This window comes from Paenibacillus sp. JNU01 (assembly GCF_059130585.1).
The window spans coordinates 5,186,308-5,202,951 of the sequence record NZ_CP169723.1; the positions used below are offsets into that span (position 1 = coordinate 5,186,308).

The following is a 16,644-nucleotide window of genomic DNA, read 5'->3' on the forward strand; positions in this document are numbered from 1 at the left end:
CGAAGCATAGAGAAATAGGGAAAATAGGGAGGAAACCTGCGATGACAAATACAACGAAGGCACCTGGAGAGACGAAAGTTGGCTTTATTGGTACAGGCGTGATGGGGAAAAGCATGGCTGGGCACATCCAGCAAGCGGGATATCCGCTGCATGTGTACACGCGAACCGCTGCCAAGGCGGAAGCGTTAGTGAAAGAAGGCGCCGTATGGCATGATACACCAGGCAAACTGGCTGCCGCGTGTGATGTCATCATCACGATGGTGGGTTATCCCAAGGATGTGGAGGAGATCTATCTCGGTGAAGATGGTCTCGTAGCCAATGCTAACCCGGGGTCATATCTGATTGATATGACAACATCCAGTCCGCTTCTGGCGGCAAGAATCTCTGAAGCTGCGGAAGCCAAAGGACTGCATGCACTGGACGCACCTGTATCGGGCGGCGATATCGGAGCGCAGAATGCCAAGCTGTCCATTATGGTTGGAGGAAGCTCGGCGGCCTTTGAAGCCGTGCGTCCGCTGTTTGAGCAGATGGGCAGCAACATTGTGCTGCAAGGCAAGGCAGGAGCCGGGCAGCATACTAAAATGTGCAACCAGATTGCCATTGCCTCTGGCATGATGGGCGTATGCGAAGCACTCGCCTATGCCAAGACGTCTGGTCTGGACGCGGAGACCGTGCTGAAGAGCATTGCTACCGGGGCAGCCGGAAGCTGGTCACTCAGCAATCTCGGTCCGCGCATGATCGCAGGCGATTATGAGCCTGGATTCTATGTGAAACATTTTATCAAAGACATGGGCATTGCACTGGAGTCTGCAAAAGAGATGGGCATGAACACGCCTGGGCTGGCTCTGGCCGAATCCCTGTACCAGGAAATAGCGAATAATGGTCTGGAAGAGAAGGGGACACAGGTGCTCTACACCTATTATCTTCAGGCTTAACAACCAAGAGAACAGCAGCGCATTCTTTTTCGATTCAGGAAAGGTTGCGCTGTTTTTTTTATTTTACGGCTTATTCATGCGTCTAAAGTCACAGAATTGGTTAAATGTTCATATGTACTTTGCGTATTAGAGAGATTTTGGTCGTTAACCCTTTATTTTAACCCCTCTTTATCCGACATAAGTAATAGAAGTTTACATAATGAATGTGTCAAAGGATGTTATTCCTCCTGTAATGGTCACCCGTAACCCACACTATAATAGAACGGAGCTTGCCCATGTTCAAGAAAATCCTGTCTCTGTTCAAGACACAGCCAGAGCTTGCGAACCCGATTACAGCCTCCGCTTCAGCTTTACCATCGACGACAGCCATTCCTCCGCGTATGGTCCGCAGTAAACGCAAGAAAAAAGCGGAAGTGGACTGGACACGCCCGCCGGAGGAGCCTAGTACAGCAGATCAGCTGATGGGTCTTCCAAGTGAGTATAAAGTGCTGAACGATCTACTTATTACCAATCCGAAGTCACGCTCTGGTTATTCGCAGATCGATCATGTTGTAATTGGACCTCGGGCCATCTTTGTAATCGAAACCCGAAATCTGACGACAGGTGAGATCCGCGGCGGAAGAAGAGAGGCCAATTGGTCGGTCAGCAGCAGCCGGGTCAAAATGTACAATCCACTCATGCAGCATCGTGCACATGTGGAAGCCATTCATGCACACCTCGGAGACTACAAAAGAGTGCGTCTCGTCTCCATGGTGACCTTCACGAACCGTTGCCGCATTAGTGTTGATCCTGCTGTAAGATATGTGAATTCGGATGAACTGATCATCTATGACCATGAATTGGTGGAGACAATTCAGCGCAAGACGGAACGACTTGAGTCTGAAGTTCCTGAGACTGTATTTCAAGAGAAGGATATTCAGGCGATTCACGCCCTTTTATCATCGGTGAACTCGACCGATCCTCGGATTCGGTCAGAACACATGGAGAAGGCCAAAGGAATTAAATAATCACACTTCATGAACACTGTTGTCCATACGGATGGCAGTGTTTTTGTGTCGATCTTGTCAGTTAATACACGAGTAGTAAAAGGCTTTAGACACAGGTATATCGTCGTATACACCCCATTTTTGACTTATGATACAATGTAGAACGTGTTCAGTTGTGAATCGATTATGTTATCTGAAAGGATATTTTTGTAAATAAGTTGTTCAAGGGTTGGAGTAGAGGTTAATGTTTCTCAGGAATATACATACGATAGGGGAAGATCATATGATGAAATGGAATGATACGATAAAGACGTTTACGGTCATGTTCAGTGTGGCAGCGATACTGACAGCTTGTGGTGGTGGAGCGAAAGAGACGTCATCCGAAACAAGCAGCTCGAATGCTGCTGTAACCGAAACGGTAGCAAACGGTTCGACTGCTGGTAAGGAGACAGGTTCAGACGCCAAAGAATCTTCTTCGACTGATGACGGTAAGATTGGAAAGGACTCTACACTGGAAGAGCTGAAGCAGCAGTATTCTGATCAACTTGGCTATATCCGTATCCCGCTTAATGATCATCCGGTGCGCCGGGTTAGTGAGAATGATTCCAAAAATATAAATGTGGCCAACTATAGTGATGCTGTTGTGGACATGAACGCAGAGGTGCCGATTCATTCCGATTCACAGCGGTTGATTGATGATGCCTTTCCTTATTTCACAACTGTACAAGCACCTGATGAATCCTATGTTACTTGGGAAGAAGCAACCAATCTGGAGCGTGCCATGGTGAAAACGCTGTTTATCGCCCGTGAAGGTCTGTTGATTACGGATGATGCAATGAAAAATAAGGATTACAGCAGTACATCGTTCCAGGACTCTATGGATTTCTTCCGTGTGACAGCAAAATTTGAATCCATGGCACCTGTTGCTCAGCATCCGCGTGACATCACGCTCAGTACGCTATACGACAAAGCCCGTACTTCGTGGGGCAAGCTTGCAGAGATGGACCCGGAGCAGGATGAAGCGGCGTTTGCCGAGATGTATAAGACGGCGAGAAGTGATGCCAATAATGCCATGGGGCTGCTCAATGTTCTGCTGTCTACAAATGAGGAAGAACGTGTAGAGGAGATCTACGGAAAGTGAAAGTAGTAAAGTCATAGTAGTGATGAACAGAATTGGAATGAGTTAAACGAATGAGCTATATGCCTAGATCTCACATAGAACTCTGACTACCGGGATGATCGGTGGTTAGGGTTCTATGCGTTGTAGCGAAGGGGTGCTTCATTTTTTGCTGCCAAAATGATGATAAGTTTGTTGTTTGGGAAAAGTAGGGTAATAAGAATAGAAGCGGCATTGTAAAATACGCTATAATAACCATATGTGTACATAGAAATGATTACATATTGGACGCAGTGGAGAAATCAACATGTCTAATGGAGGCTCTGAGCTGGAACGTGTTATCGGTTTAGGGTGCTCCGAGCCGGAGGAATGCTTATGATCAAGCTGTTGTACTACTTGAAGAAATACCGAGTTGCCGCGATTGCAGCCCTGGTCATGATGTTAATTGAGCTTGCGGTGGAGCTGGCTCAGCCTTATCTGATCTCCAAGATCATTGATAATGGTATTCAGCAGGGAGACCTGTCTGTTGTCTGGTTATGGGGTGGTGTGCTGGTTGGCAGTGCTGTCGTGGCTTTTGCTGCCGGAATTGCCAGTTCGTTCTTTGCATCCCATGCGAGCCTGGGGTTTGGATACGATCTCCGGGAGAAGTTGTATGACAAAGTGCAAACGTTCTCTTATGCCGTCTTTAACCGGTTCGCGACATCGTCCCTGATTACCCGATTAACGGGAGATGTGACCCAGGTTCAGGACACGGTCTTCATGAGTCTGCGCTTCATGACACGTGTACCGCTGGTGGTTATTGGCAGCATGATTATGGCAGTGATCGTGAATCCAAGGTTGGGTTTGCTGCTGGTTGTCATGGTGCCGGTACTGCTCATTGTTGTGGTGTGGATGATTAAAAAGGCAGCGCTGCTGTTCCGCAATGTGCAGCGCAGACTGGATGCCGTCAATGGAGTCATCCAGGAGAATCTGACAGGCATTCGGCTGATCCGTGTATTCGTACGGATGGGCCATGAGATTGAACGCTTTGCCGGATTCAGCGGCAAGCTAATGAAAGGCACAATCTCCGCGCTGCGCCTGACGGAGACCACGATGCCGTTCATGCTGCTGATGATGAATGTCTGTATCATCGCTGTGTTATGGTTTGGACGAGTTGACATCGCCTCCGGTAATGCAACCGTAGGTGAAGTGGTTGCGGTCATTAACTATCTGCTTCGCACCATCGGTGCCATGTCTGCATTGTCATGGATTCTGGTGACATTCTCCAGAGCAAGTGCTTCGGCGCAACGACTGAATGAAGTATTTAATACGGAGGATACGTCAGAGACTGAACAGAATAAGGCGGTATCAACTTCTGCACCATCTGTCGGATCTGTGAAATCTTCGCATTTTCCGCAATCTGTATATTCAGCGAAGAAACAGCGCACTGTGCAGGGTGCGGTGGAATTCCGCAACGTAGGCTTCAGTTATCCGAACAGTGAGATTACAGTACTGGATAACATCACATTTACTGCAAAAGCGGGGGAACGTATTGCTATCATGGGTGCAACAGGCTCAGGCAAATCTTCACTGGTGCAGCTTATTCCACGGTTATATACGGAGGATCAAGGTAAGGTCCGAATTGATGGTACGGATGCAACAGAACTGGATCTGTCCATGCTGCGTGGTTCGATTGGTTATGTGCCTCAGGAGGTTGTGCTGTTTACCGGTTCCATCCGGGAGAATATTGCCTGGGGCCGAGAAGATGCCACATTGGAAGAGATCGTGGAAGCTGCCAAGCGCGCCCAGATTCACGAAACGATTGAGAATTTACCCAACGGATATGATACCTTGCTGGGTCAACGGGGCGTCAATCTCTCCGGTGGTCAGAAGCAGCGTCTTTCCATTGCACGAGCACTGGTTCGCCGACCAAGTATTCTGATTTTGGACGATAGCACGAGCGCACTGGACGTGGCGACAGAAGGCAGACTGCTGGATGCACTGGAAGAATTGTCGTGTACGACGTTTATCATCACCCAGAAGATCAGTTCAACGACATCTGCGGATCTGATTCTGCTGCTGGATGATGGACAACTCATTGGACAGGGAAAACATGAAGACCTGATGGAATCATCAGGGCTGTATCGTCGAATTCATGAATCACAATACGGGGAGGGTGCACAGCATGTTCAAAGCATTCATTGAGCCTTTCCGTCAGCCGCCACCGCCGATTGACCACGAGACGTTACGATCAGGCGGTGGTCGCAAACCCAAGGCAAGAGCGAAGAACTGGTCCGGTACACTTGGTCGGATCTGGACCTATCTGGCACGGCGCAAGGTCAAGCTGTCCATGGTATTGCTGATGGTTCTTGCCAGCTCCGCACTCGCTTTGCTTGGCCCCTACATGGTAGGGGTGGCCGTGGATGATTTCATCGCGGGTGAAACCGGTTCAAGCTGGACACGGTTTCTGATTGGATTAACCGCAGTGTACGTCTTGTTCTCTCTAACATCCTGGTTACAAAACATATGGATGATCGAAATTGCACAGGAAACCGTGTTCCGCATGCGGTATGATCTGTTCTCCCATCTGCACAAGCTGCCGATTCCATTCTTCGGTAAACGCCAGCAGGGGGAGATTATGAGTCGGGTGACCAATGATATCGAGAATGTCAGCGGTACGCTGAACAGCTCAGCCATCCAGATTTTTTCGAGTGTATTAACACTACTAGGGACATTTGGCGTTATGCTGTGGCTCAGCCCGCTATTGACCCTGCTTACCTTTATCGTTGTGCCTTTGATGGCCATTGGTATGCGTTGGATTACACGCAGAACGGGACCACTCTTCAAGGAGCGGCAGCGCAATCTGGGTGAACTTAACGGTTATATTGAAGAGACGTTATCCGGGCAAAAGATCATTAAGGCATTCTCCCAAGAGGAGCGGGTGATTCGTGGTTTTGAGGAACGGAATACCCGCATCCGGATTTCCGGTTTCTGGGCACAGACGATCTCTGGTTTTATCCCCAAACTGATGAATGGATTGAATAACTTGAGCTTTGCGATTGTCGCGGGCATCGGGGGTATTCTGGCGATTCAGGGTTCCGTAACGGTCGGGGTGATCATTATCTTTGTGGAATATGCCCGTCAGTTTACCCGTCCGCTCAACGATCTGGCGAACCAGTGGAATACGTTATTGTCCGCAATTGCGGGGGCTGAGCGTGTATTCGAGGTGCTGGACGAAGATGAGGAAGCAAAGGACGAAGGGGCAGCGGTATCTCTGGATAAGGTGGAGGGAGCCGTTCGTTTCGACAAAGTATCCTTTGGATACGATGAAGGACGTAACATTTTGCATGACATCAGCTTTGAAGCCAAACCGGGTGAGATGATTGCCCTGGTAGGTCCGACCGGAGCGGGGAAAACAACATTGATTCAGCTGTTATCCCGTTTCTATGATCCGACAGGTGGAACATTAACGGTAGATGGTCGTGATATGACCACCATTCGGCGTGAGAATCTGCGGTCTCATATGGCGTTTGTGCTTCAGGATTCCTTCCTGTTTCAGGGTACGATCCGGGAAAATATTCGGTTTGGCCGTCTGGACGCGACGGATGAAGAGGTGGAAGCCGCTTCACGGTTGGCGAATGCCCATTCCTTCATTGTGCGAATGAAGGACGGGTACGACAAGGTACTTCAGGCCGATGGGAGCGGCATTAGTCAGGGACAGAAGCAGCTGCTCGCCATTGCCCGGGCAATTCTGGCGGACCCTTCTATCCTCGTTCTGGACGAAGCGACGAGTAGCATAGATACTGTTACGGAGATTAAAATCCAGGAAGGACTGCAACGTCTGATGCAGGGACGGACCAGTTTTGTCATTGCCCACAGACTGAACACGATCCGTCAGGCCGACCGAATTCTGGTGCTGAAGGATGGGCATCTACTGGAGCAAGGCTCGCATGATGCACTGCTGGAACAAGGCGGTTTCTACAGCGAGCTGTATTACAGCCAGTTGCGTAAAAAGGCGCAATAGAGCAATAAGTAAGGTGCAGTAAGGGAAGGCAAGGTGACGAAGGAATACAGGAATGGGTCCTGCTGACGATCCCTTTGCGCTCAAGTTTGGGAATGACTTGAGCAGTGCCTTGTATTCTGGTGAGGACGTTAATGTGTACAAGGCTCAATATTGACAAAAGGATTGGAGACCCCAGACGGGGGCCCCAATCCTTTTTTTATATGTGCGACAACTTTAACGAACATGACAGACGCTATTTGCCGAGATACAAAGGTTGTGAGATTCTAACGAACCAGAGAGATGTTATTGACCTGAATGAGCGTATTTTAAGCTGATGCTGGCCTGGAAATCGGAATATAAGGCTTCTGAAGTTCGTTACATTTTGAGATCATTTAAAAAACCTCGAATAAGGTGCCTGATGTTCATTAGCGTTCGGACCTACCTGCGAGTTGCCCTTGTCGGAAGCTGAAGCTGAGGAAATCAAAGTATAAGTTAAAAAGGGTTGACCCGAGGGAAAGCGAGCTGCCGAGCTATTGTGGAGTTGGTCACTCGGTGCAATCAAAGGAAGAGCAGGAAGGAGGGCATGAGGGTTATGCCTTCTTTCCTGCTCTTGTAGTTTACACGTAAAATGGCGAATGCACCGACGAGTGCACTGACAAATGCATCGCATTATACAACGCGGCATCTGAACCTGACATTTACTTTGTTACACTGCTCAGTTTAAATGCTCCGTCTGTCAGCTTATTCGTATTGGCGAAGTCCACGCCAGGCTGAGTTGTTGATGGATCGATGATCGCAATCGCAATATCATAGGTGCCAGCAGCAATACCGGAGACCGAAATGGAGTCGGTCAAGGTGTAGGTACCCGTTTTCCATGTGGTCAGATTAACGTTTGTAGTTTTCTTCGCAACAACGGTATTGCCGCTGCGGAGTTGAATCTCAACCGGCCAAGCAAACGGGAAATGCTGTACGCCTTTATTTTCCACCTTAATCGTTGTGGTAAACGTGCTTCCGCTAATGGTGGATGGATGCGATATTTCCTTCACGACAAAGTGGTAACCCATTCGTTTCTTGAGTGCATCGATATTGGCCTGTAATGCATGATTCAGCGGGAGTGAGGCCGGAGAATTCGGTCCAAGCCAGCTTGGTTTACTTAGCTCCGTTTGACGCAATGTTTCCGTAAATCCGCTACCGGAGGTTAAGGATGCCAACATTCCTGAGGCACCGCCATAAAATTCTCCACCAGAGATACGGGTTTCCCAGAAGTTCGGGTGTCCTGGTTGCTGCTGGCCAATGTCATCCCAATAGCCATTCTGGGTGCCCGTGTACCAACCCCAATCCGCATCGAAGCTGTCTTTATGTCCAAACACATCGTTGAACATGCCCATAACCATGCCTTTATTGTTGGTTTTCGCCAAGGCGATACTGCGGCGGATCAGAACCTGCATTTTGTCCTCTTTGCCAGCAAAGGCATCAATGTAATGCTGAACATACTTGTTCGAGATGTCATTGGTAGGGAAAGCGCCTGTGTAATTGGTTTCACCATTGGGTCCGACATAAGGCCACGTATGGAACTCGCCCCAGTGACCGAGGGAACCGATCTGGACAAAAGCGACCGGACGATCATTCGTATTGTACCTTGCGGCAATGGCTTCGATGGCTAATTGGTGCCGTTCTTGCAGATAGGTGGAATTGTAGTTGGGGGAGAAGCCCATGTTGTTGCCTGTGCCCATGCCTCCGGTTGTATCGTTGTATACGGTTCCGGGTGATTCTCCACGGGCAACCATGTCATTGTAGAGCCAGTCGGGAATATCCCGATGAGCCTGTCCTGTTGGGCTGTCCAGAATGAAGCGAAACACCACTTTGACGCCTTTACTTTTCCAGTACGCAAAATTATTGGTGGCTTCAATCGCACTAAAATCATAGGTGCCTTTGGTGGACTCCAGCTCCTTCCAGGTTACACCGGCATATACGAGCCTGTGTGGCTGTGCATATGTCGTGCTCTTGGCCGAAGGTGCCCAGCCTTTGAATGGATTGTTGAGTGGGCTGTCCAGCTCTACAGGATTCACCACGGTATTGTTCCCCGTACCCCCGCCCGATCCAGACGAGGTCAGGAGATAAGCGGGCAGTGTTTGTCCAGCTGCGGGCAGTCTGGATGTATCCGAGCTGTTATCAATATACCCGACTCGCACTGTACTGCCTGCACTGATTTGCAGTGTCGAGAGAGGAATAGCAACCTCGATGATGGAGGAGCTACGGTAGAATTGGGAGCTTGTTAATGTGCTGTTGAAATTCCAGCTCCAGTCGGTTCCGCTGCCGCCATAGCGGTATAATCCCGTATTTTCAAGGAGCCACTCCACACCTGTAGTCCCCCAGCCCGCAGCCTGGTAACCGGTTGAAGTATTATTATCGGTGTTAATCCAGAAGTTGCCCATCGCCGTACTAAGACCAGAGCCTTGAACGAGCAGATAGAGATTGGTCCCATCATTTGTTACTTTAAGCGTCTGGGCTGTGCCGCTATTGGTCGTGAGAGCACTAACGCTGCTCCAGTCGCTCACATTGCCATCAATGGTGATGGTTGCAGCAGAGGCTTTGGGTAAGGCTCCCGCAGGCAAAAGCAGGGTAATCATGAGGACAAAAGCCAAAAATAGTCCAAAGCTCCTCTTACTTCGATCAAATAATCTTGTCATGGTATACCTCCTGAATAATGGATTATGGATGATAACTCGTTCTGTCACACCTTCATGTCATGAGGGACAGTTAAGGAAGCTCAACTCCTTTCGAATCCGCATGGAGCGGTACGATAATGACGTTGTATGTAAGAATCATGGTAGTAAGTGAGGGTAAATGACTGAAAAGATGAGGGAATTAGTTTGCGGCAAATATAAAATGTGATATTAGTTCTTGAATTCCGCGTCTAAGTTGCATTATAGGGGATGAATAGAGGAGATTCAACAGATTTTTTTCCAGAATTTATTGATTTTTCTATTAAAAATAAGAGTGCTACATTGAAAAATAAACAGAATTTTTTATAATTTCAATGTTAATTTTGCCGCAATAAAAATAGAATTACAATAAATTATATGACATAGAAATAAAAATGTAAACGCTTAATTTGCGATAATTTCAGAGTTAAGTAGTTTATTTGTATATAAAAACGCTTGAAAATATGTTGCGGCAAAATAATTAAAAATCTAGCCAAAACCAATTGACAAGCAAATAAAACTATTTTACTATCGTTACATAGTCATCATCTTGTTAGATTTCTTTACATCGAATTGGTGTCAAGGCATTTGCCGCAAATTTATGAGCAACGGAGAGTGTAAGCATGGGGAAGATAAAAATGGCTTTTATCGGTGTAGGAGACATGGGGTCACATCATTGCATTGGTTTTGATTTGCTCGAAGAGAGTGAGGTTCGTTATATCTGTGATATGAATGAGGCCAATGTGGCACGTACACTGGCTGAACTCAAGAACAGTAACCCCACTATAGTTAGTGATTATCATGAACTGCTTGCCAAGGAAGATTTGGATGCGGTGGTCATCAGTGTGCCGAACTATCTGCATCGTGAAGTAGCGGTCGCTTTTTTGGAAGCTGGCAAGCATGTATTTCTGGAGAAACCGGTCGCCCATACCATTGAGGACTGTGATGCCATTATAGAAGCGGCGGAAGCCTCGGGACAGGTATTGCAGATCGGATTGGTTTATCGGTATTCGAATCTGTATCGCCGAATGGAGAAGGAATTGGAGAACGGCCGTCTTGGCGAAGTGAAATTGATGTGGTGCAAAGAATTCCGAGACCCGTTCCCACCTGCGGATTGGTTCTATGACAAAACCAAGTCCGGGGGAGCGATTGTAGAGAAGGATTGTCATCACTTCGATATTTTCAACTGGATGATCCAGGCGAAGCCTGTCCGCGTATTTGCCTCTGGAGGCCAGCATGTGATGAAGCAAGGAGAGCGCAATCAGATTCAGAATTCATACAGTCACTATCCGACAAAAGAAATCTCGGATACCTCCATCGTCGACCATGCCTTTATCACCATTGATTATGATAACGGCAGCAAGGCCAATTTGGGCCTATGCATGTATTTGAAACCGCGCAATCTGATGGGAGAAGGGCTTGAGATTGGCTTGATCGGAGAGAATGGCGGTCAGATGGTGGCCCGTAATGACAAGACGATCGATATCGTTGGCGGGCAGGACTGGACGAAGGATCATCTGGAGATTGATGTGACGTCGGATTCCATTATGGGCGGTCATACGGGGGGACAGACTCAGCGTATTGATTTTCTTAAATGTGTACAGGAAGGCAAGCAGCCTTTTGCAAGTGCACAGGTTGGTCGTAACGCGTTGCTTATTGCCCTGGCGGCAGAGAAATCCATTTTGGAAGAACGGTATGTCTATTTAGAAGAAATTTCAGGCTGAGGGGTGTCATCATGAACAGGTTGAGAAAATATGACACGCTGCTGTTCTTTCTCTTCATTTTGCCTTGGATCATTGGATTTATCACCTTTTTTATGATTCCTTTTGGAACCTCGGTATTCTATGCCTTTACGGATGCCAGACTTCCTGGAGCAACCAACTTCAACTTTGTCGGGATCGATAATTTTACACACATGATGGACGATCCCATCTTTTTGAAAAGTCTGCTGAACACGATGTATTTTGTAGTATTTGGTGTTCCGATTGTAACAGCAGGCATGCTTGGTCTGGCAATGCTGCTTAATTTTAATGTCAAAGGAATTGCCTTGTTCCGCACTTTCTTCTATTTGCCGACCTTGGTGCCGATTGTGGCAACGGTCATCATCTGGCGGCTGGTATTCAACTCCGAATTTGGCATCTTGAACGCTGGACTTGGCGCACTTGGTATAGGCAAAGTGGACTGGATTGGCGGGGAACATACGATTAAGCCGGTCATCATCATGCTTCAGGTCTGGATCTCCGGCAGCGGGGTACTGATCTTCCTGGCTGCACTGAAAAATGTACCCAGACATCTGTATGAAGCGGCAGCCATCGATGGTGCCAGCGGGATACGTCGATTTTTCCAGATTACGCTGCCCATGATCAGTCCTTCCATTCTGTTTGTCATCATTATTCAGACCATGTATAACTTTCAGATGTTTACGGAAGCACTCCTGTTATCCAAGGGTGGTCCGAACTACTCTGCCTATACATTTGTCTACAATATCTACAAGTCGGCCTTTACCGATCTGAAATTCAGCATGGCGATGACACAGTCCATTTTCCTGTTCGCCGTGATCTCACTTGTCACCCTGATCCTGATGAAATTATCAAACCGCTTTGTGTACTACGAGGGAGAACGATAGGAGGAGAGTTACATGAATAGCCGAAAAATAGCGGTAAAAACGTCCCAATATACGTTGCTGATCGCAGCGTTAATGCTATTCGCAGGGCCTCTTGTATGGATGCTCTCGACCATGCTGAAAACCAAAGCGGAAACGTATAAGGTACCTCCAACCATCCTGCCAGACACATTCAGTCTGGAAGCCTTTGAACGGTTGTTCGCTGTACAGCCGATGATGTGGCAGTGGATTCAAAACTCATTGTTCATTTCCTTTTCTGTTGCAGCGGGAGCGGTGGTGTCCAGTTCACTTGTCGCTTACGGTTTCTCCCGCTTTGCGAACAGATACCGTAATATGTTGTTCCCGGTTGTACTTGTTACGTTGATGATTCCCCCGTCCATTATGATGATTCCCTCGTACGTCCTTTTTTCCAAGTTAAACTGGATTGACACCTGGTTGCCGCTCATTGTGCCAGCCTGGCTCGGAGGCGCCTATTATATCTTCCTGTTTCGCCAATTCTTCATGACCATTCCCCAGGAGCTGGATGAAGCTACATATCTCGATGGCGGCAATCGCTGGACGGTATATGCACGAGTGATTATGCCGCTGTCCAAACCCATTATTATGACAACCATCATTTTTGCCTTTGTGAATTCCTGGCTCGATTTTCTGGGGCCGTTCCTGTATATCAAAAATGCAGAAATGTTCACCCTGAGCGTAGGCTTGCAGCTCCTGATTGGTCAGACGAGCCAGGATCTTCCAGCACTTGCTGCGGGAGCATTCATCAGTATTGTTCCGATCGGTCTGCTATATCTGTTTGCACAACGTTATATCGTTGAGGGGGTGGTGCTCACGGGCACCAAAGGGTAGAGAGGCTGCCTGCTTTCCGGTTTTCAGGTGAACAGGACTTATTGATATGACTTAAAGGGGAGCTGTGTATATGAAAGCGAAGAGCAAACGGCTATTCAATGTGTGGGCACTTGTACTTGCTACAATGGTGGTCATCAGTGGATGTGCGAATGGAGGATCGTCGGAAAATGCCAACTCTGGAGGTTCCGGAAGCAGTGAAGGCTCAGGCGAGCCGGTAACCATCACGTACTCACAATGGGGGACGGCAGAAGAGCTTCATCGTACACAGGAACTGCTGGATCAGTTCATGAAGGCCAATACCGATATTAAGGTCAAACTGGAAGGCAAGGATTGGGGCAGCTATTGGGACGGACTGACAGCGAATGCGGCGGGGGGGACACTGCCGGACGTGTTCAAAACGAGTTATGCATACGTGGAGAAATACGCCGAACTGGGTATTTTCAAGGAATTGGATGGCTTGCTGGCGGAAAATCAGTTTGATCTGAACAATGTGGACAAAAGTCTGCTAGGTCTTCACCAGTATCAGGGTAAACAAGTATCCTTACCTATCGATGCCAACGTCATCGTATGGTATTACAACAAGGCGATCTTTGAGAATGAAACCACTAATCCTCATGATGCTCCCGTCCCTTCGCTCGAGCCCACATGGGATGAAATTACCGATATTGCAACCAAGCTGACGCTGGATAAGAACGGGAAAAGCGCAGACGAAGCGGGTTTTGATGCCGGAAACATCAAGCAGTGGGGCTTGTCCATTTCACCAGGATCAACGATGGATTGGTTTCTGGAGCCGGAACTGTGGTCCAATGGTGCGAAGCTGGTGAATGATGATGGTTCCCTTGCGCTTGAGACACCTGAAGCGATGGAAGTGCTGAACTATTTTATTGACTTGACCAAAAATAAAAAGATCAACACCACACCTGCACAGATTGAAGGTTTAGGTGGACAGGTGAATCTTGCGATTACGACATCCAAAGTAGCGATGAATCCGGGTGGTAGCTGGAATACAACCAACTACCAGGAGGCTGGCGTAGATTACGGCATCTCGTATTTACCAAAATTCAAAACAAACCAAACTGTTGTTCAGCCGGCAGGTCTTGCGATCAGTTCCAACACCAAGCATGAAGAGGCAGCATACAAGCTGCTTGCCTGGCTTGCGGGTCCGGATGGACAGACTGAACTTGCAAAGCAAGGCTATTCCATTCCGGCTAACAAGGCCGCAGCGGATGCTTATATCGCTACTGTAGGTGAAGATAATAAAATCTTCCTGGATGCTCAGCAGTATGGCATTGTATCCCCATTTACAACCAAGAAAACCGATCTGGTCTGGACGTACGGCGAGCAATCACTCAAACTTCCTCTCGCTGGGGACGGTGACCTAACCGCAGCATTGAAGGATTTGGCCTCCAAGATGCAATAAGCAGATAAAGAGGTGGAGAAATAGAAGGCTATAACCAATTGGCGGCAGTCGTGGGGAGATCGAGTTCCCTGGCTGCCGTTATTATGTTACGGAGACTGTGTTCTTTGTTGTAAGGGGCGGTTGGAAAGGAAAGGGAAGGGGGTGTCTTGTTGTTCGATGCCTCGTATCGCATTGACTTATGATGAGTTGAAATATAGAATTATATTTGCCGCAAATTTGGTTATGCAGGAATGAAATTGCCCCAATACGAATGGGGTTTTAAATACATAGATTAGAGGAAAGGTGGGGACTTCACATGGCAAAATTGAAGGATATTGCAGACCGCGTTGGTGTATCGATCTCTACCGTTTCACGTGTGATGAAGAACGATGTCAATCGATCGGTCAGCGATGAAACCCGCAAAAAGATCTGGGACACCGCTGAGGAGCTGGGTTATCGCTCACAGCGTCCGGCCAAGAAAAAGAAGACTGAACCTAAAACGGCCTATGCAATTGGTTGTGTGGTCGCCATTCCGCAGAACAAATACAACAGCCCTTATTTTTCAGTCATTATGGAAGGCATAGAGAAGCAGCTTGCTGAAGCGGGAATGCGGCTGGAATTTGTGTATAGCATCGAGAACGATGGAGATACCGTACAATTGCAATCTCTGGTGAAGGAACATCGGATTGATGGCATGATTGTAGTGGAACGAATTGACCCGGAAGCTTATCGCTGGCTCAAAGCCAATGTACGGACTGTTGTTGGAGTGGACATTACGGACCCGGACATTCCAGTCGTTGGTTATGATCGTGAAGAGGCGGCGAGAGAGGCCACGAATCATCTGATTGAGCAAGGACATCGGATCATTGCCTACATTGGCGGTGCGGAGTACAAGAATGATTTTCGTGAGGAAAAACGTTTCCTTGGATACCAACGTGCGATGAATGGTGCGGGATTAACGATTGATGATCACTGGGTTATTGATGTGAAATGGGATGTTTCGCTGAGTTATGAATTGACCAAGCAGGCATTTACCAATAATGCGAATAGACCTACAGCCATTTTTGCCGCCAGTGATATGATGGCCATTGCAGCCATGCGCGCTGCAACAGAACAGGGACTCCGCATCCCGGAGGATATCGCCTTTTTTGGGGTGGATAATATTGAAATATCCGAATTCACCTCTCCGCCATTATCGACCATTCATGTACCGAAGCTGGAGATGGGCATGTTCGCGGTTAAACAGCTGCTCGATTATCTGGATCATCAATATGAAGTGGCTGTCAAAATGATCGTTCCGTACCGCTGCATATTCCGCCAATCTTCCAATGGCAAAATAGAATAGCTATCAACCCAAGAGTTCCCTTGTCCAAGTTGGACGAAGGGAACTTTTGATTTAAGAAATTAATCGTAGATCACATTTTTCCCTTCTTCACTTAGTTTCTTTAAAGAGGTGAGCATATGATTGATCTCTTCATCGGAGTGTCTTTCCCAGGAAGCTAATTCCGCTACTATTTTTAGAGGTGATTTAGATCGATATGAGCGTGTTGGATTGCCGGGGAATCTTTGATCCGTTAAGTTAGGATCATTTTCAAAATCTCCTAATGGTTCTACAATGTAGATTCTTTCTTTGGCATTCGTTTTTGCTAATTCAGCACCCCACTTAGCAGCATTTAATGTTCCGGTGAAGTAAATGTGGTTAGATTTTTTATCTTGGTAGTTGGATAAGTATTGCGGTTCTAATAAATCTCCAATGTTCAGTTCTGCTTTAGTACCATGAAAAAAAGGTCCATGATCTAATACATTTTTTGGGTCATTCATACGGATGCACCTCTTTTTTTAGATTTGTATTTTAGCAGTATAGTGTAGGAATCGCCAAAAAAACAGTCTATAAAAAACATAAAAATAACGTTACAATAGAAATAGAGAGAATGATATTGAGCGGAAATTACCTATATAGGCTGAATTAAAGGGTATGGTTTGGCACGGAAAAATGAACTATTTATGTTGTTCGTGATATTTCAAAAAGCAAGGAGCAGACTGCACTC

General features: G+C 47.4%; 12 protein-coding genes. 10 read left to right on the forward strand and 2 right to left on the reverse strand.

Going from position 1 to position 16,644, the window contains the following annotated elements:
• The first annotated feature begins 41 nt into the window (after window positions 1-41).
• From NLBNIHML_RS22550 to NLBNIHML_RS22570, 5 genes are all read left to right on the forward strand, one after another.
• The gene (locus tag NLBNIHML_RS22550) at window positions 42-935 is read left to right on the forward strand and encodes an NAD(P)-dependent oxidoreductase (protein ID WP_339259113.1); all 894 of its coding nucleotides are present in this window, start codon (window positions 42-44) and stop codon (window positions 933-935) included.
• A gap of 275 nt (window positions 936-1,210) precedes the next feature.
• Window positions 1,211-1,942: a nuclease-related domain-containing protein gene (locus NLBNIHML_RS22555; RefSeq protein ID WP_494352819.1), complete on the forward strand. Its 732-nt coding sequence runs from the start codon at window positions 1,211-1,213 to the stop codon at window positions 1,940-1,942.
• 262 nt (window positions 1,943-2,204) lie between these two features.
• A complete protein-coding gene (locus tag NLBNIHML_RS22560; RefSeq protein ID WP_494352820.1) occupies window positions 2,205-3,062 on the forward strand; it encodes a hypothetical protein in 858 nt (285 codons plus the stop codon).
• A gap of 351 nt (window positions 3,063-3,413) precedes the next feature.
• Entirely contained in the window at window positions 3,414-5,222 is a 1,809-nt protein-coding gene (locus NLBNIHML_RS22565; protein ID WP_494352821.1) for an ABC transporter ATP-binding protein, read from the forward strand.
• Window positions 5,203-7,041: an ABC transporter ATP-binding protein gene (locus NLBNIHML_RS22570; RefSeq protein ID WP_494352822.1), complete on the forward strand. Its 1,839-nt coding sequence runs from the start codon at window positions 5,203-5,205 to the stop codon at window positions 7,039-7,041. The genes NLBNIHML_RS22565 and NLBNIHML_RS22570 overlap by 20 nt, the downstream gene beginning before the upstream one ends.
• A 677-nt stretch (window positions 7,042-7,718) precedes the next feature.
• On the opposite strand, the gene NLBNIHML_RS22575 is transcribed toward NLBNIHML_RS22570, so the two are convergent.
• Complete coding sequence (locus tag NLBNIHML_RS22575) at window positions 7,719-9,710, reverse strand: DUF4832 domain-containing protein (RefSeq protein WP_494352823.1); 1,992 nt, start codon at window positions 9,708-9,710, stop codon at window positions 7,719-7,721.
• A gap of 638 nt (window positions 9,711-10,348) precedes the next feature.
• On the opposite strand from NLBNIHML_RS22575, the gene NLBNIHML_RS22580 reads away from it, so the two are divergent.
• The 5 genes from NLBNIHML_RS22580 to NLBNIHML_RS22600 all read left to right on the forward strand — a co-directional run bounded on the left by NLBNIHML_RS22580 (window position 10,349) and on the right by NLBNIHML_RS22600 (window position 15,941).
• Window positions 10,349-11,449 (forward strand): Gfo/Idh/MocA family protein, encoded by a 1,101-nt coding sequence (locus NLBNIHML_RS22580; RefSeq protein WP_339239957.1) that lies wholly within the window; start codon window positions 10,349-10,351, stop codon window positions 11,447-11,449.
• Window positions 11,450-11,460: 11 nt separating this feature from the next.
• Window positions 11,461-12,351, forward strand: a complete 891-nt coding sequence (locus NLBNIHML_RS22585) for a carbohydrate ABC transporter permease (RefSeq protein WP_494352824.1) — start codon at window positions 11,461-11,463, stop codon at window positions 12,349-12,351.
• Window positions 12,352-12,363: 12 nt separating this feature from the next.
• A complete protein-coding gene (locus NLBNIHML_RS22590; protein ID WP_339259121.1) occupies window positions 12,364-13,197 on the forward strand; it encodes a carbohydrate ABC transporter permease in 834 nt (277 codons plus the stop codon).
• Window positions 13,198-13,267: 70 nt separating this feature from the next.
• On the forward strand, window positions 13,268-14,617 hold the full coding sequence (locus NLBNIHML_RS22595) for an ABC transporter substrate-binding protein (RefSeq protein WP_339239960.1): 1,350 nt from the start codon (window positions 13,268-13,270) through the stop codon (window positions 14,615-14,617).
• A 295-nt stretch (window positions 14,618-14,912) separates the two neighbouring features.
• A complete protein-coding gene (locus NLBNIHML_RS22600; protein ID WP_278296594.1) occupies window positions 14,913-15,941 on the forward strand; it encodes a LacI family DNA-binding transcriptional regulator in 1,029 nt (342 codons plus the stop codon).
• Window positions 15,942-16,000: 59 nt separating this feature from the next.
• Here NLBNIHML_RS22600 and arr read toward each other — a convergent pair whose 3' ends face one another.
• Window positions 16,001-16,417 carry an NAD(+)--rifampin ADP-ribosyltransferase gene (gene arr / locus NLBNIHML_RS22605; RefSeq protein WP_339239963.1) on the reverse strand — a complete coding sequence of 139 codons (417 nt, stop codon included), beginning with the start codon at window positions 16,415-16,417 and terminating at the stop codon, window positions 16,001-16,003.
• Window positions 16,418-16,644 lie beyond the last annotated feature (227 nt).